This is a genomic window from Brachybacterium sp. (assembly GCF_036379615.1).
In the GTDB taxonomy this organism is placed as follows: domain Bacteria; phylum Actinomycetota; class Actinomycetes; order Actinomycetales; family Dermabacteraceae; genus Brachybacterium.
Genome location: NZ_DASVGJ010000051.1, coordinates 1 through 18,003 on the forward strand (window position 1 = coordinate 1; position 18,003 = coordinate 18,003).

Consider the following 18,003-nt stretch of genomic DNA (forward strand, 5'->3'; position numbering starts at 1 on the left):
CGCAAGAAGTACCTCCGCGCCCTCTCCCGCCTCGCCTCGCTCACGAACGACGGGGGAGCGCTGCTGCGCCCCGGGGCGCCGGACGACGCTCAGCACTCCGGGACGGCGGACGCCGCCTCCTGAGGGCGCTCAGCCGAGGGGGCCGTCGGCCGGTCTCAGCACCACGGCTCCCGCCCCGGCGAGCCGGAGCGCGCCAGCCGCGTCCTGCGAGACGTCGCCGAAGGAGGCCAGCACCTCCAGCGTCCGCGGCCCCGCGCCGAGCGGGCCCGGGCCCCGGTGCGCGAGCACGGCCACACCGCCCCGGCGCAGCAGCACCGTCTCCTCCGCGATCACCTCGAGCGAGGTCCTGCCCAGGTCAGGGTCGTGGAGATCCGGGAGCTCGCGCCGCAGTGCGATGAGACGGCGGTACCACTCCAGCATCGACGCATGCTCTCCCTGCTCCCGCTCCTGCCAGCGCAGGAAGGAGGACTCGAAGGTCGAGCGGGCCTGAGGATCGGGGACCTGATCGCTCCAGCCCATCGCGGCGAACTCCTGCACCCGACCGGCGCTCACCAGCGCCCCCAGCTCGTCGTCGTGGTCGGTGAAGTAGGTGAACGGCGTCGACGCCGCCCACTCCTCGCCCTGGAACAGCATCGGCGTGCCGGGGCCCAGCAGGATCAGAGCGCTCGCCGCTGCGTGCTGCCCGGGGGTGATCCCGTGGTGGATGCGATCGCCGGCGGCGCGGTTGCCCACCTGGTCATGATCCTGGAGGAAGGTCACGAAGGAGTGGGCGTCGTACGCGGTGGAGGCGGGATCCACCGGTGCTCCCCACACCGCCTCCCGGAAGCTGGACCAGGTGCCGGCATGGAGGAACACCTGCTGGAGCACCGTGGCCAGCGCCTCGGTGCGTCCGAAGTCCGCGTAGTAGCCGGTGCGCTCGCCGGTGATCCAGGCGTGGACGCCGTGGTGGACGTCGTCGGCCCACTGCATGTCCATGCCGAGGCCGCCCAGGCCGGTGGGGCTCACGGTGGAGGGCTGGTTCCGATCGGATTCGGCGATCAGGGTGAGCGGGCGCCCCGTCTCCTCCTCCCACGCGGTCACCGCGTCGGCGAGCTCGGCGAGGAAGTGGCGGGGGGAGTCGTCCTTCAGCTCGTGCACGGCATCCAGCCGCAGCCCGTCCAGCCCCATGTCCACGAGCCAGTGGTGGGCGCTGCCCACCAGGAAATCGCGCACCTGACGGGAGCCGGGCTGATCGAGGTTCACCGCCGAACCCCACGGCGTCTCGTGGCGGTCGGTGAAGTAGGGACCGAACATGCCCAGGTAGTTGCCCGAGGGGCCGAGGTGGTTGTGGACCACGTCGAGGACCACTGCGAGACCTCGCCGGTGGGCGGCGGCGACCAGACGCGCAAGACCTTCGGGCCCGCCGTAGGCGGCATGGACCCCGTACAGCCCCACCCCGTCGTAGCCCCAGCCGCGGTCCCCGGGGAAGGGCGCCACGGGCATCAGCTCGATCGCGTCGACGCCGATATCCACCAGCTCGTCGAGGCGCTCGATCGCGGAGTCGAAGGTGCCGCCGGTCCCGTCGGCCCCGGCGGTGAAGGTCCCCACGTGCACCTCGTACAGCACCTGCCCTCGCACGCTGCGGCCCTCCCATCCGGCCTCCTGCCTCAGGGAGGCCGGGTCGACCACCTCACTGTCGGCATGGACGCCGTCCGGCTGCGAGAGCGATCGCGGGTCGGGCAGCCACAGCTGCCCGTCGTCGAGCCGATAGGCGTAGCGGGCGCCGGGCACTGCGGGCACCTCCGGCAGGTCGAACCAGCCGTCCGCCTGCTGGCGCATCGGATGCTCGGCCCCGTCGACCCGTACGGTCACCCGCCGGGCCGCGGGTGCCCAGACACGGTAGCGGGCGCCCGCGGACGGGCCGTCGGGCGTGGTGCTCATCGGGCGTCCTCCTGGTCACCGGCGCGCACCAGCAGCGCGACCGGCCAGTCGTCCAACAGCGTGTCCAGCGGGGTCTGCCCGCCGGTGAGCTCCCTGCCGGTGAGCGTGTCCCGCCAGCGGCCCGGAGGCAGGGCGATCCACGCCTCGCCCCAGCCCCCTCGCTGGGCGAGACCGTGGGCGAGTCGGGTCACCACGGTCACCGTCCCGATCGGTCCCTCGCCCGCCGCACGCCCGAAGGCGAGGGCGTGCCCGGTCGTGGTGGGCAGCGGACGGTAGGAGGCCTCGCGTCCCTGGAAGAGCTCCGGCCGCTCGCGACGCAGCCCGAGGGCGCGGTGGGTGAGCCACAGCTTCTCGTCCGCGATCCCGTCGGGCCCCGCCCCCTCGATCATCCTCTCCAGACGAGCCCGGTGCGCCGCGTGGTCCACCGGCCGGCGATTGTCCGGGTCCACCAGGGACAGGTCGATCGTCTCGTTGCCCTGGTACACGTCAGGGACGCCGGGCATCGTCAGCTGCACCAGCTTCTGGCCGAGGATCGCGCTGCGCTGTGCGGCGAAGGTGCGGCGGGTCCAGTCGGTGAGGATCTCGTCGACCTCGGGCGCATCCAGAGCCGCTCGTCCCAGGGTGAGCACCTGCTGCTCGTATTCGGGATCCTGCTCGGTCCAGGTGGTGTGGACCTTCGCCTCCCGCATGGCCTTGAGGAGGTAGCCCTCGAGCCGTTCGGGAGTCAGCGGGGCGGTGGTTGCGCCGGGCAGGCCCCAGCAGGCGGCGAGGATCTGCCACAGCAGCAGCTCGATCGCGCCATCGACCCGGTCGCCGCGGTGCGCGGCGGTCGCCCGATCCAGGTCCTGCACCACCAGCGCCCATTCCAGCGGCTGCTCGGTGAGCACGGCGAGACGGGCGCGAACGTCCTCGCTGCGCTTGGTGTCGTGGGTGGACAGGGTGGTCATCGCATCGGGACGAGTGCGCACCATCGTCAGGGCGTGATCGTGCAGCTCATCGGGGTCCACCCCGATCCGGTCCGGGTTCGCCCCCACCTCGTTGACGGCCACGAAGCGGGAGTAGCGGTAGAACGCGGTGTCCTCCAGGCCCTTCGCGTGCACGGGGCCGCAGGTCTGAGCGAAGCGCACCACCACTTCGTCCCTCTCCGCGCTGCGCGTGCGCCCTGCGCTGCCCACCTCGTCGCCGCAGACCAGGGCCACGACCGTCTCGAGGGTCGCCATGAGGTCCTCGTCCTCGCCGAGCCGGTGACGTGCCCGAGCAGCGGCCTGCTCGATCACCGCCCGCTCCGCCCCGGAGGCAGGCTCGCCCGGGACGATGTAGGCGCGGTAGCGGTCCATGGACCCCAGCAGCGCCACCACGACCTTCTGGAGGTTGCGCCGGGTGGTGTCCCGCAGCCGGATGTCCTCCTGGCAGATGCGATGGATCAGCGTGGTCAGGCGCTCGATCTCCGCCCAGAGGCTGGTCGAGACGATCAGATCGGTGGACTCCTCGGCGACCTCGTCGAAGGGTCGCAGGTCACCGGTGCGGCGCTGCCACAGATGGGTCAGGCCGATCGCACCGTGAGGATCATGGAACAGGCCGCCCACCCTCCACAGCGCGTCGTAGCCGGTGGTCCCCGCGCAGGGGAAGTCCCCTGGCAGCTGCTCCTCGCCGTCCAGGATCTTCTCCACCACGGTCCAGGCCCCACCGGTCGCGCGCTCGAGATCCCGCAGGTAGCCCCGGGGATCCGCCAGTCCGTCAGGATGGTCGATGCGGTAGCCGTCGATCACCCCTTCGCCCTGCAGCCGCAGCAGGGTCGCGTGGGTGGCGTCGAACACCTCCGGCAGCTCCACCCGCACCGCGGCGAGCGTGTCCACGTCGAAGAACCGCCGGTAGTTCAGCTCGTCGTCGGCGACCTTCCAGTACGCCAGGCGGTACCACTGCCGATCCAGCAGGTCGGCGAGCCCGAGATGCTCCGTCCCCGCGGCGACCGGCAGCGCATGGTCGTAATAGCGCACCACGTGCTCGATCCGGGTGGTGCCGTCGGCCTGAGGGACCTCCGCCTCCCCGAGGGTGATCTCGCCGTCGGCCAGCACCGCGCCGATCGGGCGGCCCAGCACCGGCACCAGCACCGAGAGCTCCCCGGCGAGGTCCACGTCGAACCAGTCCGAGAAGGGGGAGTGCGGCCCCTCGCGCAGCACCGACCACAGGGCACGGTTGTGCCAGATCGGCGTGGGGATCGCCATGTGGTTGGGAACCACGTCCACGATCAGGCCCATCCCGTGGGCATGGGCGGCGTCGGCGAGGCGTCGCAGCGCGCCCTCCCCGCCGATCTCCTCGCCGATCCTGGTGTGGTCGACCACGTCGTAGCCGTGCATCGAGCCGGGCGCCGCCTGGAGGATGGGGGAGCAGAACACGTGGCCCACGCCGAGCCGGGCGAGGTAGGGGATGACCTCTGCGGCGTCATCGGCGGTGAAGCCCGCATGCAGCTGCAGGCGGTAGGTGGAGGTCGGGACCGGGCGGACGGCCGGCAGGGCCCCGGTGGTGGCGCTCTCAAACCGGCGCGGGGAGGGACGGTGTCCGGGGTCGATGCTCACGGGGCGGATGCTCTCCTTCGTCACGTCCGGGCCGTCCTCATGGCGCCGGGGCAGGGCGGTCGTCGTGGAGGGGTCCGGTTCAGGCCCGGGTGCTGCGGGTCTCGTCCTGCTCGGGGAGGGAGTCCTCGGGATCCGTCATGGGGGGCCGCATCAGGATCAGGAGCGAGTGGCTCGGCCGGGTCAGGGTGGTCTCTGCGGTGAGGGCCTCACCGACCTCGATGGTGTCGCCGGTGCCCAGCTGGACGCGCCACTCCCGGCCGTGGTCGGCCGGGGGCAGGGTGAAGTCCACGGGGTTCCCTGAGGCGTTGAACATCACCAGCGCCGAGCTGTCGACGATCCGCTCCCCCCGCAGGTTCGGCTCGGGGATGCCGGAGCCGTTGAGGAACATCGTCAAGCACTTGTTCTGCGGGTTGTCCCAGTCCTCGTCGGTCATCAGGGCGCCGTCGGTGCCGAGCCATTCGACGTCCGGGAGCACCGAGTCGGCGCCGTCCTGGGTCACGCCCTGCAGGAACCGCCGACGGCGGAAGATCGGATGGTCGCGGCGCAGCGCGATGATGCTCTGGGTGAACCAGAGCATGTCCATCTCGTACGGATCCAGCTCCCAGTCCATCCAGGACAGCTCGTTGTCCTGGCAGTAGGTGTTGTTGTTGCCGCCCTGGGTGCGGCCCATCTCGTCGCCGTGCAGGATCATCGGCACGCCCTGGCTGAGCAGCAGCGTCGCCATGAGGTTCTTCGCTCGACGCAGGCGCAGGTCCCGCACCTCAGAGTCCTCCGTCGGCCCCTCGATCCCGGAGTTCCAGGACCGGTTGTGGCTCTCGCCGTCCTTGCCGCCCTCGCCGTTGGCCTCGTTGTGACGATCGTTGTAGGAGACCAGATCCCGCAGGGTGAAGCCGTCATGCGCGGTGACGAAGTTGATCGAGGCGATCGGGGTGCGGCCCGTGTGCTGGTACAGGTCCGAGCTGCCGGCCAGACGCGAGGTGAAGTCACCGATCTTGCCCGGCTCGGAGCGGTGGAAGTCCCGCACCGTGTCGCGGTACTTGCCGTTCCACTCCGACCACAGCGGCGGGAAGCCACCCACCTGGTAGCCACCCTCGCCGAGGTCCCAGGGCTCGGCGATGAGCTTGACCTGGGAGATGATCGGGTCCTGCTGGATGATGTCGAAGAAGGCGGAGAGCCGGTCCACCTCGTGCAGCTCCCTGGCGAGGGTGGAGGCGAGGTCGAAGCGGAAGCCGTCCACGTGCATCTCGGTGACCCAGTAGCGCAGCGAGTCCATGATCAACTGCAGCACGTGCGGGGTGCGCATCAGCAGCGAGTTCCCGGTGCCGGTGGTGTCGTAGTAGTGCGCCTTGTCCTCCTCGACCAGGCGGTAGTAGGCGGCGTTGTCGATGCCGCGGAAGCAGAGGGTGGGGCCGAGCTGGTTGCCCTCGGCGGTGTGGTTGTAGACCACGTCGAGGATCACCTCGATGTCCGCCTCGTGGAGGTTCTTCACCATCTGCTTGAACTCCTGGACCTGCTGGCCCAGCTGACCGGCGTGCGAGTACTCGTTGTGGGGAGCGAAGAAGCCGATGGTGTTGTAGCCCCAGTAGTTGCGCATGCCCTTCTCGACCAGGTGCCCGTCCTGCACGAACTGGTGGACCGGCATCAGCTCGACCGCGGTGACGCCCAGCTCCTGGAGGTGCTCGATGATCGCGGGGTGCCCCATGGCGACGTAGCTGCCGCGGATGTCCTCGTCGATATCGGGATGCAGCATGGTCAGGCCCTTGACGTGGGCCTCGTAGATGACGGTGTCGTGGTACTCGTGGGCCGGCGGATGATCGTTTCCCCAGTCGAAGTAAGGGGAGACCACCACCGAGTGCATGGTGTGCTCGGCGGAGTCGTCGGAGTTGCGCTCCTGGGGGTTCTCGAAGTCGTAGCTGTACAGCGAGGGATGGTTGCTCGCCATCCCGGCGATGGCCTTCGCATAGGGGTCCAGCAGCAGCTTCGAGGGATCGCAGCGATGCCCGGCGGCGGGGTCGTACGGGCCGTGCACCCGGAATCCGTAGCGCTGCCCGGGCTGCACCGACGGCAGGTAGACGTGCCATACGTAGGCGTCGACCTCCGTGATCTCGACCCGGCGCTCGGCGCCCCGCTCGTCGACGAGGCACAGCTCGACGCGTTCGGCGACCTCCGAGAAGAGGGCGAAGTTCGTGCCCGAGCCGTCGAAGGTGGCGCCGAGGGGATAGGCCTGTCCGGTCCAGATCTGCATGAGCCCACAGTAGACGGGAAGTCCCGGCGGGGTATCAGGCACGGCGCGTCCGTGCGGGCAGTGGGGGCGCAGAGGCGGTGACCTGCCTCGAAAGCTCCCCGAGGTGGTGCCCCGGGGGAGCACGAAAAGGCCCCCTCGCTGCTGCGAGGGGGCCGTCGTGGTGGGCGATACTGGGATCGAACCAGTGACCTCTTCCGTGTCAGGGAAGCGCGCTACCGCTGCGCCAATCGCCCGGTGCGTCCGAGGACGCGGGGGAGGGATGGAGCGGACGACCGGATTCGAACCGGCGACCCTCACCTTGGCAAGGTGATGCTCTACCAACTGAGCTACGTCCGCACATCGGCTGGGCCGACGAAGGAAGACAATATTCCGCCCTGGGCCGTCGCGCAAATGCTGAGGGTCGACAGTGTCCGAGGTCACCGGGGTGACGGGCGGTGCCGCGGCAGGTCGCTGCGGTGCGCGGCGGAGTCGCGGTCGCGCATCGGCGGGGCGTGCGGGTCGTGGCGGACGGGTGCGTGCACGGAGGGGCGGTCGCGCGGGCGCGGCAGGCATCGGCTGGGGGGCCGGCCGTTCGCGGCCGGGATGTAGGTCACACGCCGAGTGGTGCGGAGCCCCCGTCACACCGTGTAAGCTTCTTCGAGTCCACTCAAGAGGGTGGCCAGCACCTTCGGGCGATTGGCGCAGGGGTAGCGCGCTTCCTTCACACGGAAGAGGTCACTGGTTCGATCCCAGTATCGCCCACGACAGGATCCATGGATCCCGGTCATGCGGACGTAGCTCAGTTGGTAGAGCATCACCTTGCCAAGGTGAGGGTCGCCGGTTCGAATCCGGTCGTCCGCTCCGAGGAGCGGCGCGCTCGACGACTCGTCGGGAGCGCCGTTTCCCATAGATGCGAGAGCATCTGTGGTGGGTTGGCCGAGAGGCGAGGCAACGGCCTGCAAAGCCGTGTACACGGGTTCGAATCCCGTACCCACCTCCGGTGGCATCTCAGGATGCCGTCCCGGGCGATTGGCGCAGCGGTAGCGCGCTTCCCTGACACGGAAGAGGTCACTGGTTCGATCCCAGTATCGCCCACCAGCACGAAGGAGCCCCGGCCGATGGTCGGGGCTCCTTCCACGTCCCCGGTCCATGTCCCCGCGCCCCATGCTCATCGCACCTCGGCGGCCTCATCGACCTCCGTCGCAGGGAGGGCGTCGGGCCCTCCTGGCAGTCTGATCTCGATGCCATCACGGCACGACCTCGGAGGGCGCCGTGCCGGACACGGACGAGGGCCCCTGCCGTGAGGCAGGGGCCCTCGTGGTGCACCGGCGTCGCGCGTGACGCCGCCGTCGTCAGCTCCGAGGGGAGTCGGTCTCTCCGTCGTGGCGCGCCGCCTGCGCGCCGTCTGCGGGCGTCGACCCCGGCGTGGAGGCATCGGTCGCCTCGGCGGACGTCGCCGAACGTGCCGCGCGGGACTTCTTGTCGGATTCCATCTTCTCGGCATCGGCCGCGGTGACCTCCACGACCGCTTCGACCGTGCGGAGCTCGAAGGGCTCGCCATCATGACGGCCGATGGCTGTCTCCACCGAGTCCTCCAGGATGTGCCGCGCCAGGCGGTTGCGGATCATCAGCGGATCCTTCGAGAGGTCCTTCCAGATCGCCACGCACAGCAGCAGCATGACGATCACGAAGGGCAGGGAGGACACGATCGTGATGTTCTTCAGCCCGTTCAGCGCCGCTGCGGGATCGTTCCCGCCGGCCAGCAGCATGATCGCGGCGACCGCACCGGTGGCCACGCCCCAGAAGACGACCACCTTGCGGGTGGGCTCCTGGGCGCCCTTCTCGCTCAGACCGCCCATGACGATCGAGGCGGAATCCGCGCCGGTGACGAAGAAGATCGCGATCAGCACGACGGCCAGCACCATCAGCGCGCCGATGATGACGCCCGGCAGGGGCAGCGCCTGCAGGGTGTCGAACAGAATCAGGTCGAAGTTGATGTCCGGCGCGCCGTCGACGATCTGCGAGAGCATCGCGGAGGTGTCCTCGGACTTCTCCGCACGCTCCTGGATGCCGATCGCTCCGCCGCCGAAGACGGAGAACCACAGCAGGGAGACGACGGAGGGCACCAGCAGCACGCCCACGACGAACTGGCGGATGGTGCGGCCACGGGAGATGCGGCCGATGAACAGGCCCACGAAGGGGCACCAGGAGACCCACCACGCCCAGTAGAAGACGGTCCAGCTGCTCATCCACTCGGAGAGCGACTCGTCGCCGGAGGCGGCGGTGCGCGAGGCCATCTCCGGAAGGTCGCCGATGTAGCCGCCGACCGCGTTGGGGATGACGTTGAGGATGAAGAGGGTGGGCCCACCGATGAAGACGATCAGGGCGAGGAGCACTGCGAGCACCATGTTGATGTTCGAGAGGTACTGGATGCCGCGCTCGACGCCGGAGACGGCCGAGGCGACGAAGCAGGCGGTGAGGATCGCGATGATGATCACGAGCGCCGGAGAGCTCACATCGCTCATGATTCCGACGGACTCGATGCCGCCGCCGATCTGCAGGGCGCCGAGGCCGAGGGAGCAGGCGGAGCCGAACAGGGTCGCGAGGATCGCCAGGATGTTGATGACGCGGCCGCCGATGCTCTCGGAGATCCGCTCGCCGAACAGCGAGGCGAACATCGAGGAGAACAGCTGCGAGCGGCCCAGGCGGAAGGTGCCGTAGGCCATGCCGAGGCCCACGATCGCGTACATCGCCCACGGGTAGAGGGTCCAGTGGAAGAGCGTCGTGCCCATGGCCGTGGTCATCGCCTCGGGGGTCTGGCCCTCGACGGTGCCCGGCGGCGGGGACATGTAGAAGAACAGCGGCTCGCCCACGCCGTAGAACACGAGGCCGATGCCCATGCCGGTCGAGAACATCATCGAGATCCAGGAGGCGGTCTTGAACTGCGGCTCCTCGCCGTCGCGCCCCAGCGGGATCCGGCCGAAGCGGGAGAACGCCACGACGATCACGAAGACGGTGAACACCGTCGCGGCGATGACGTACAGCCAGCCGAAGTTGCCCATCACGCCGTTCAGGGCGCTGGTGGCCACGGAGCCCAGGCCGGTCGGCGAGATCAGGCCCCAGATGACGAAGCCGATCGCCAGGACGGCGGCGATGACGAAGACTGCCTTGTCGAGGCCTGCTTGGTGACGCTTCCGGCGCCGTGGAGCAGCGGTGCGGAGATCCTCGAGGAGCTCCTTGGTGGTCTGTGTGCTCTAGCTCATGAAGACGCCCCGGCGCGCCCGCGGGGCGGTGAGGAGGGGCGCACTCCTTCCTGGGGAGGGGATGTCGTGCCGGCACAGACTAACGATCCGACAATCCGCAGATCCGCGCTCCCGCCTCCCACCAGCCAGCGCGGCCTGTCGATGTGCAGGGACTCACCTCCTCGGCGTGACCCAGCGAACCCGCGGGCCCGGGGGAGCAGCGGCGGCCGGGAGCCCGATACCATCACCCGTGGAGCCGGCATCGTCGGCCGGCTCGACCCGAACTCAAGGAGCACCCCCGTGGCCCAGATCGCCTTCACCCTCGACGGTTCCCCCCAGCACATCGAGGAGGGGACCACGGGCACCGAGCTCTTCGCGGCGACCCCCTCGATCATCGCCCTGCGCATCGACGGGGAGCTGCGTGACCTGGACACCGCCCCGGCTGCGGAGCAGAGCGTCGAGGGCGTGGACATCTCCAGCCCCGACGGCCTGTCCATCCTGCGCCACAGCGCCGCCCATGTGCTCGCCCAGGCGGTCCAGAAGACGAATCCGGACGCGAAGCTCGGCATCGGCCCGCCGATCACCGACGGCTTCTACTACGACTTCGATGTCGCCGAGCCCTTCACCCCCGAGTCCCTCAAGTCGCTCGAGAAGGAGATGAACCGGATCGTCAAGTCCGGCCAGCGCTTCGTGCGCCGCGAGATCACCGACGACGCCGCGCGCGTCGAGGAAGCGGGTGAGCCGTACAAGCTCGAGCTCATCGGGCTGAAGTCCACCGCCGAGGACGCCGGCGAGGGCGCGAGCGTCGAGGTCGGCGAGGGTGGGCTGACCATGTACGACAACGTCGACAAGAAGGGCCAGACCGTCTGGACGGATCTGTGCCGCGGGCCGCACCTGCCCAGCACCAAGCTGATCGGCAACGGCTTCGCGCTCACCCGCTCCGCCGCCGCCTACTGGCGCGGCAGCGAGAAGAACCCGATGCTGCAGCGCGTCTACGGCACCGCCTGGCCCACCAAGGAGGAGCTGCGCGCCCATCAGGAGCGCATCGCCGAGGCCGAGCGCCGCGACCACCGCCGCCTGGGCAGCGAGCTGGACCTCTTCTCCTTCCCGGACGAGATCGGTTCCGGCCTGCCGGTGTTCCATCCCAAGGGCGCCATGGTCAAGATGGAGATGGAGGACTACTCCCGCCGCCGCCACGTGGAGGCCGGGTACTCCTTCGTCTCCACTCCGCACATCACCAAGAAGAACCTCTTCGAGACCTCCAAGCACCTCGAGTGGTACGCCGAGGGCATGTACCCCCCGATGCACGTGGACGAGGAGGTGGACGCGGACGGCAACATCACCAAGCAGGGCCAGGACTACTACCTCAAGCCCATGAACTGCCCGATGCACAACCTCGTCTTCTCCTCCCGCGGTCGCTCCTATCGTGAGCTGCCGCTGCGGCTGTTCGAGTTCGGCAGCGTCTACCGCTACGAGAAGTCCGGCGTGGTGCACGGCCTGACCCGTGCCCGCGGCTTCACCCAGGACGATGCGCACATCTACACCACCCGTGAGCAGATGAAGGACGAGATCGCCTCGACCCTGGACTTCGTCCTGGGACTGCTCAAGGACTACGGGCTGGATGACTTCTACCTGGAGCTGTCCACCCGCGATCCCGAGAAGTCCGTGGGCGACGAGTCCACCTGGGAGGAGGCCACCCGCACCCTCGAGGAGGTCGCCACCGCCTCCGGTCTCGAGCTGGTCCCGGACCCGGGCGGCGCCGCCTTCTATGGTCCGAAGATCTCCGTCCAGGCCAAGGACGCGATCGGCCGCACCTGGCAGCTCTCGACCATCCAGCTGGACTTCTTCGAGCCCGAGCTGTTCGAGCTCGAGTACACCGCCCCCGACGGTTCGCGCCAGCGCCCGGTGATGATCCACCGTGCCCTGTTCGGCTCGATCGAGCGGTTCTTCGGTGTGCTGCTGGAGCACTACGCCGGTGCCTTCCCGGTGTGGCTGGCCCCCGTGCAGGTGGTCGGTGTGCCGGTCGCGGCGGAGTACGTGCCCTATCTCGAGGAGGTCGCCGCGAAGCTGCGAGCCCGCGGGGTCCGGGTCGAGGTCGACTCCTCCGACGACAGGATGCAGAAGAAGATCCGCACCCACACCAAGGAGAAGGTGCCCTATCTGCTCATCGCCGGCGGCGAGGACCAGGAGAAGGGCGCGGTCTCCTTCCGTCTGCGCGACGGCAGCCAGGACAACGGCATCGACGTCGACGAGGCGGTCGAGAGGATCGTCGCCTCGATCCACGACAAGGTGCAGGTGTGACCTCGCAGCAGGGAGCCGCCGGAGAGGCAGTCGTCGAGGACGCCCGTGACTTCGCGGGCGTCCCCGACGACACCCAGCGGCTGTGGACCCCGCACCGCATGGCCTACATCGGCGGGGAGAACAAGCCGCAGGACCCGCACGACGATCAGCAGTGCCCCTTCTGCGTCGGCCCGACGCGCAGCGACGAGGACGCGCTGATCGTCCACCGCGGCGAGAGCGCCTACGTGATCCTGAACCTCTATCCGTACAACTCCGGGCACCTGCTGGTATGCCCCTACCGTCACGTCCCGGACTACACGGAGCTGGACCAGGCAGAGGTGCTCGACGTCGCCGAGCTCACCCGCACCGCCATGCAGGTGATCCGCGCGGTCTCCGCACCCGCGGGCTTCAACCTGGGCATCAACCAGGGTGAGGTCGCCGGGGCGGGCATCGCCGCCCATCTGCACCAGCACGTGGTGCCGCGCTGGCCCGGGGACTCCAACTTCCTCCCTGTCGTCGGCCGCACCAAGGCGATCCCGATCCTGCTCGCGGACACCCGCGCGCTGTACGCCGACGCCTGGCCCTGAGCTAGCATGACTGCGGCCGACCTCGACGCGCCCCGCTGCTCTCGCAGAGGCCACGGGGACAGCACGGGGACAGGTCGCACCGACCGGGGGAGAGGCAGGACTGCCAGTGACGAGCACGACCGGGACCCCCTCGCGCGCCGCCGCGCCCCGCACCGATGACCCGTACGGCTACGACGTCGACAGGGTCGATCCCCGTGCCCCCGGCAGGATGGGGCGGTCGAGCTCCTCCCCATCGCGTCGGAGACGTCCCTGGCTGCGCTGGGTGATCTTCGGCCTGTCCTTCCTGAGCCTCGCCGCGGCCGCGGTCGCGCTCTACGTCTTCGTCATCCTGCCGCTCGGCTTCGGCACCTCGCTGGTCGCGTTCACCGCCGCCCTGGTGCCGGTCGCGATGGTCTTCGCCGCGGTGTGGTGGCTGGACCGCTACACCCCCCAGCCGCGGATGTCGTTGATCTACGCCTTCGCCTGGGGAGCGATCGGCTCCGTCCTGCTGACGCTCTTCTTCGGCGGCTTCTTCACCGCGTGGATCACGCCGGCGGAGACCGATGCCCTGATCAGCTCCTTCCTCGGGGCCGTCATCCAGGCCCCGGTGATCGAGGAGGCGATGAAGTGCGCCGGTCTGATCGGTCTGCTCATCTGGGGGCGCCGGTACATCTCCGGCCCGCTCGACGGGGTGGTCTACGCCTCACTCATCGCCGGGGGCTTCGCCTTCACCGAGAACATCCTGTACTTCGGCAACTCCTTCCACCAGGCGCAGGCCGCCGGCGAGGTCGCCGTCTTCTGGCAGACCTTCTTCCTGCGGGGCATCCTCTCGCCCTTCGCCCACGTCTCCTTCACCGCGCTGTGCGGGCTGGGCCTCGGGATCGCGGCCGAGCGCCGCTCGCTGATGCTCTACTTCGGGCTCGGCGTGGGCGGCATGTCGCTGGGCATGGTGCTGCACGCGCTCTGGAACGGCTCCACCTTCTTCCTCCCCGTCGATCCTGAGGCGCCGCTGGCGGGCTTCCTGCGCTACTACGTCAGCGTCCAGGTGCCGATCTTCGTGCTGCTGGTGGGCATCGTGCTCTTCCTGCGCCTGAGGGAGAAGCGGATCCTGCGCCGCCAGCTCTCGGAGTACGGCCGCGCCGGCTGGTTCTCCCCGGACGAGGTGGAGACGCTGATCTCGATGCGCCGCCGCCGACGCGCCGAGAAGTGGGCCTCGCGCCACGGCGCGGTGGCCCGCATGGGGATGCGCCACCTGATCAGCTCCGCGATCGTGCTCGGGATGGAGCGGCACAGCGTGCTGTTCGGCAAGCGCACCGCCAAGACGCGCGCCCGGGAGCGCGAGCTGCTGGAGTCGATCACCGCCGATCGCCGACTGATCGGGGCGCTCACGGCCCCTGTCGTGCGGAGCTGAGCGGCCCGCACCCGCGTCTCCGGGGTCGCGCCTGAGCGGCCCCGACCCGACCAGCCACTAGACTGGGCCGGCAATCGGCCGCCGGACGGCGGCGGAGTCGGAAGGAGCGAGATGTCAGGGCATTCCAAGTGGGCGACCACCAAGCACAAGAAGGCCGTCATCGATGCCAGGCGAGGCAAGCTGTTCGCCAAGCTGGTCAAGAACATCGAAGTCGCCGCGCGCATGGGTGGCCCTGACCCAGCTGGCAACCCGACGCTCTACGACGCCATCCAGAAGGCGAAGAAGACCTCCGTCCCCAATGACAACATCGATCGCGCCGTCAAGCGCGGCGGCGGCCTGGACGGCGGCGGCGTCGACTACGAGACGCTCATGTACGAGGGCTACGCACCCGGCGGCGTCGCCGTCCTGGTCGAGTGCCTCACCGACAACAAGAACCGTGCGGTCTCCGAGGTCCGGCTGGCCTTCAACCGCGGCGGCGGCAACATGGCCGACTCCGGATCGGTGTCCTACCTCTTCGAGCGCAGGGGAGTGGTGACGGTCCCCAAAGGAGAGCACAGCGAGGACGACCTGCTCGAGGTGGTGCTCGACGCGGGCGCCGAGGAGATCAACGACGAGGGCGAGACCTTCGAGATCATCTCCGAGGCGACGGACGTGGTCGCCGTGCGGACCGCCCTGCAGGCGGCGGGCATCGACTACGACAGCGCCGAGGCGCAGTTCATGCCGACCATGCGCACGCCGGTCGACCTCGACGGCGCCCAGAAGGCTCTGCGCCTGATCGAGGCCCTCGAGGACAGCGACGACGTGCAGAACGTCTACTCCAACCTCGACATCCCCGAGGACGTCGCCGCCCAGCTCGCGGAGACGGACGCGGGATGACCCCGACGGACGGCGCAGGCACCGCGCGAGCGGCCCTGTCGTCCGTGCGGAGGCGGGGCAGATGACCACCCTGCGGGTGCTCGGGGTGGACCCCGGCCTGACCCGGTGCGGGATCGGGGTGGTCGATGCGCTGGGCGGGCGCCGGGCGCGGCTGGTCCACGCCGGGGTGCTGCGCTCCGAGGCCGAGGACCCGCTCGATGTGCGCCTGCTGACCATCGCGCGCGGCCTGCGGGGCGCCCTCGAGCAGTTCGCCCCGGATGCGGTCGCGGTCGAGCGGGTCTTCAGCCAGAACAACATCTCCACGGTGATGGGCACCGCGCAGGTCTCCGGCATCGCTCTGCTCGAGGCGGCCGAACGCGGCATCCCGACCGCGCTCCACACCCCCTCCGAGGTGAAGGCCGCAGTGACCGGCAGCGGCCGCGCGGACAAGAAGCAGATCCAGACGATGCTGATCAGACTGCTGGGACTGGACGCGGCACCGCAGCCGGCCGACGCCTCGGATGCCGTCGCGATCGCTCTGACACAGCTGTGGCGCGGTGGGGGACCGGTGGCGCTGGACTCGACGGGCGGAGCCCGCACCAGCGCTCAGGCCGTCTGGGCTCGCGCCGAGCGGGAGGCGCGACGCGCCCGGGAACGCTCGACCTCCCGGCACTGATCGAACAGGTGTTCTAGGCTGATCGGGTGATCGCATCCCTGACCGGCCGGGTCGCCCGCATCGACCTCGATTCCCTCGTGCTCGAGGTGGGCGGCATCGGCTACCTCGTCCGCACCACGCCCCAGGCGCTCAGCGCCACCCGGCACGGGGCCGAGCTCACCCTGCACACCGAGCTGGTGGTCAGGGAGGACTCCCTGACCCTGTTCGGCTTCCCCCACGCCGAGGAGGCGGAGACCTTCCGCGTCGTGCAGTCCGTCTCCGGCATCGGGCCGCGCACCGCCCTTGCGGTCCTCGCCGTGCTGGACCCCGAGGAGCTGCGCCGGGCCGTCGCCGAGCAGGACGCCAAGACCATCACCCGCACACCCGGCATCGGTCCGAAGGTCGCCAGCCGCATGCTCCTCGAGCTCGGCGGCAAGCTCGCACCACCATCCACGGCCTCCGCCGCGCCGGGCGGGGCGGCCCCTGCGAGGGCCGCCGCCGGTGGGCCGGACGCCGATGTGGTCGAGGCCCTTGTGGGCCTGGGCTGGGCCGAGAAGGCGGCACTGCAGGCCGTGGAGTCCGCACGGACCGAGGACGGTGCTGACCTCGACGCCGCCGAGCTGCTGCGCCGGGCGCTGCGAGGCCTCGGAGGGAATCGATGACGGAGCCCGAGGAGCTCCCGCTGACCAGTGCTGACGCGGTGCCGCCGGAGCGTGCCGCGGAAGCCGCGCTGCGCCCGCGACGGCTCGACGAGTTCGTCGGCCAGCAGGTCGTGCGCGATCAGCTGTCGCTCGTCCTGGACGCCGCCTCCGGGCGCGGTCGCACGCCCGAGCACGTGCTGCTCTCCGGGCCGCCGGGGCTGGGGAAGACCACGCTGGCGATGATCATCGCCGCCGAGCTCTCCGCGCCGCTGCGCATCACCTCGGGTCCGGCGATCCAGCACGCCGGCGATCTCGCCGCCATCCTCTCCTCCCTCGACGAGGGGGAGGTGCTGTTCATCGACGAGATCCATCGCCTGGCACGGCCCGTCGAGGAGATGCTCTACATCGCCATGGAGGACTTCCGGGTCGACGTGATCGTCGGCAAGGGGGTCGGTGCCACGTCCATCCCGCTGGATCTGCCGCCGTTTACGGTCGTCGGCGCGACCACCCGGGCAGGACTCCTGCCGGCGCCGCTGCGGGACCGGTTCGGCTTCATCGGCCATCTCGACTTCTACGCCCCGGACGAGTTGCGGGAGGTGGTCCGCCGTTCCGCGGCACGCCTGGAGGTGCAGCTCGAGGACTCCGCCTCGATCGAGATCGCGACCCGGTCGCGGGGCACACCGCGCATCGCCAACCGTCTGCTGCGCCGGGTGCGGGACTGGGCCCAGGTGAGGGGCAGCGGCGAGCTGGACCTGGCCGCGGCGAAAGAGGCTCTGCGCGTCTACGAAGTCGATGAGAGGGGATTGGACCGGCTGGACCGGGCCGTGCTCTCGGCCCTCTGCGGTCGCTTCGCCGGGGGGCCCGTGGGCCTGTCGACGCTCGCCGTCGCCGTGGGGGAGGAGACGGAGACCGTCGAGACGATGGTCGAGCCCTACCTGGTGAGGGAGGGGTTCCTGGTGCGCACCCCGCGCGGGCGCGCCGCGTCACCGGCGGCCTGGACCCATCTGGGGCTCGAACCACCGGCAGGATCCGAGGGCACCGCCCCCATGCTGGGCAGGTTCTGAGCCCGTACCCGTCCTCACGCGATCGCTGGGAGGACGACGGTACGGCGACAGGTACAGTGGTGCGGTCAGTCGTCCGCGGCGGCACCCGCATCGTGCAGCAGCACCTCCGGGGGCCGACCGCCGAAAGGAACTCCGTGGAACTTCTCCCCCTGCTGCTCATCTTCGCTGTGATGATGCTGCCCCTGCTGTTCATGTCGAACCGCCAGAAGAAGGCGCAGCAGAAGCAGCTCGAGCTCGTGCGCCAGCTCGGCGTCGGCGACGAGGTCCGCACGCATTCGGGCTTCTTCGGCCTGATCGTGGAGGCCTACGACGATGTCGTGGTCCTCGAGTCCGAGGACGGCACACAGACCAAGTGGGCTCGTCAGGCGATCGCGCAGGCCGTCACCCCGGTCGAGGACGAGGCCGAGGAGCCCTCGGAGGTCGAGGACCAGGCCGAGGGCGAGGTCCCCGGAGTGACTGCGAAGGATTCCGATCAGGACGCATTCCGTGATGATTTCGGTCGCAATGACACCGTCGGCGATGAGGACTCCCGCCGCGACCTGCGCTGACCCCGGGGCTCGACCCCGGCA

Annotated in this window: 12 protein-coding genes and 6 tRNA genes; 12 read left to right on the forward strand and 6 right to left on the reverse strand. The window is 69.9% G+C overall.

The genetic code is table 11. The annotated features are described in order from the left end of the window. Positions 1-129: 129 nt before the first annotated feature. From treZ to VF289_RS09630, 5 genes are all read right to left on the reverse strand, one after another. Positions 130-1,920, reverse strand: a complete 1,791-nt coding sequence (gene treZ / locus VF289_RS09610) for a malto-oligosyltrehalose trehalohydrolase (RefSeq protein WP_330883475.1) — start codon at positions 1,918-1,920, stop codon at positions 130-132. Next, on the reverse strand, positions 1,917-4,496 hold the full coding sequence (gene treY, locus VF289_RS09615; RefSeq protein ID WP_330883477.1) for a malto-oligosyltrehalose synthase: 2,580 nt from the start codon (positions 4,494-4,496) through the stop codon (positions 1,917-1,919). Before treY ends, treZ begins: the two co-directional genes overlap by 4 nt. Before the next feature lie 79 nt (positions 4,497-4,575). Beyond that, a complete protein-coding gene (glgX, locus tag VF289_RS09620; RefSeq protein WP_330883479.1) occupies positions 4,576-6,741 on the reverse strand; it encodes a glycogen debranching protein GlgX in 2,166 nt (721 codons plus the stop codon). Positions 6,742-6,899: 158 nt separating this feature from the next. Beyond that, a tRNA-Val gene (locus VF289_RS09625) sits at positions 6,900-6,974 on the reverse strand. A gap of 27 nt (positions 6,975-7,001) precedes the next feature. Further along, positions 7,002-7,077, reverse strand: a tRNA-Gly gene (locus VF289_RS09630). A gap of 333 nt (positions 7,078-7,410) precedes the next feature. Here VF289_RS09630 and VF289_RS09635 point away from each other — a divergent pair. The 4 genes from VF289_RS09635 to VF289_RS09650 all read left to right on the forward strand — a co-directional run bounded on the left by VF289_RS09635 (position 7,411) and on the right by VF289_RS09650 (position 7,818). Continuing rightward, positions 7,411-7,482 (forward strand) — tRNA-Val (locus VF289_RS09635). Between the two features lie 26 nt (positions 7,483-7,508). Continuing rightward, positions 7,509-7,581, forward strand: a tRNA-Gly gene (locus tag VF289_RS09640). A 65-nt stretch (positions 7,582-7,646) separates the two neighbouring features. Continuing rightward, positions 7,647-7,717, forward strand: a tRNA-Cys gene (locus tag VF289_RS09645). Between the two features lie 26 nt (positions 7,718-7,743). Beyond that, positions 7,744-7,818, forward strand: a tRNA-Val gene (locus VF289_RS09650). A gap of 254 nt (positions 7,819-8,072) precedes the next feature. Here the strand turns inward: VF289_RS09650 and VF289_RS09655 are convergent. After that, entirely contained in the window at positions 8,073-9,875 is a 1,803-nt protein-coding gene (locus VF289_RS09655) for a BCCT family transporter (RefSeq protein ID WP_330883526.1), read from the reverse strand. 387 nt (positions 9,876-10,262) lie between these two features. On the opposite strand from VF289_RS09655, the gene thrS reads away from it, so the two are divergent. From thrS to yajC, 8 genes are all read left to right on the forward strand, one after another. After that, positions 10,263-12,263 (forward strand): threonine--tRNA ligase, encoded by a 2,001-nt coding sequence (thrS, locus tag VF289_RS09660; RefSeq protein WP_330883481.1) that lies wholly within the window; start codon positions 10,263-10,265, stop codon positions 12,261-12,263. Then, a complete protein-coding gene (locus VF289_RS09665; protein ID WP_330883483.1) occupies positions 12,260-12,829 on the forward strand; it encodes an HIT domain-containing protein in 570 nt (189 codons plus the stop codon). Before thrS ends, VF289_RS09665 begins: the two co-directional genes overlap by 4 nt. A gap of 106 nt (positions 12,830-12,935) precedes the next feature. Next, a complete protein-coding gene (locus VF289_RS09670) occupies positions 12,936-14,219 on the forward strand; it encodes a PrsW family intramembrane metalloprotease (protein ID WP_330883485.1) in 1,284 nt (427 codons plus the stop codon). A gap of 111 nt (positions 14,220-14,330) precedes the next feature. Beyond that, positions 14,331-15,095 (forward strand): YebC/PmpR family DNA-binding transcriptional regulator, encoded by a 765-nt coding sequence (locus tag VF289_RS09675; protein ID WP_330883487.1) that lies wholly within the window; start codon positions 14,331-14,333, stop codon positions 15,093-15,095. 61 nt (positions 15,096-15,156) lie between these two features. Beyond that, positions 15,157-15,750, forward strand: coding sequence for a crossover junction endodeoxyribonuclease RuvC (gene ruvC, locus VF289_RS09680; RefSeq protein WP_330883488.1), 594 nt, complete (start codon positions 15,157-15,159; stop codon positions 15,748-15,750). Between the two features lie 26 nt (positions 15,751-15,776). Further along, a complete protein-coding gene (gene ruvA, locus VF289_RS09685; RefSeq protein ID WP_330883490.1) occupies positions 15,777-16,391 on the forward strand; it encodes a Holliday junction branch migration protein RuvA in 615 nt (204 codons plus the stop codon). Then, positions 16,388-17,434: a Holliday junction branch migration DNA helicase RuvB gene (gene ruvB / locus VF289_RS09690; protein ID WP_330883492.1), complete on the forward strand. Its 1,047-nt coding sequence runs from the start codon at positions 16,388-16,390 to the stop codon at positions 17,432-17,434. Before ruvA ends, ruvB begins: the two co-directional genes overlap by 4 nt. Before the next feature lie 134 nt (positions 17,435-17,568). Further along, complete coding sequence (gene yajC, locus VF289_RS09695) at positions 17,569-17,982, forward strand: preprotein translocase subunit YajC (RefSeq protein ID WP_330883494.1); 414 nt, start codon at positions 17,569-17,571, stop codon at positions 17,980-17,982. The last annotated feature ends 21 nt before the right edge of the window (positions 17,983-18,003 follow it).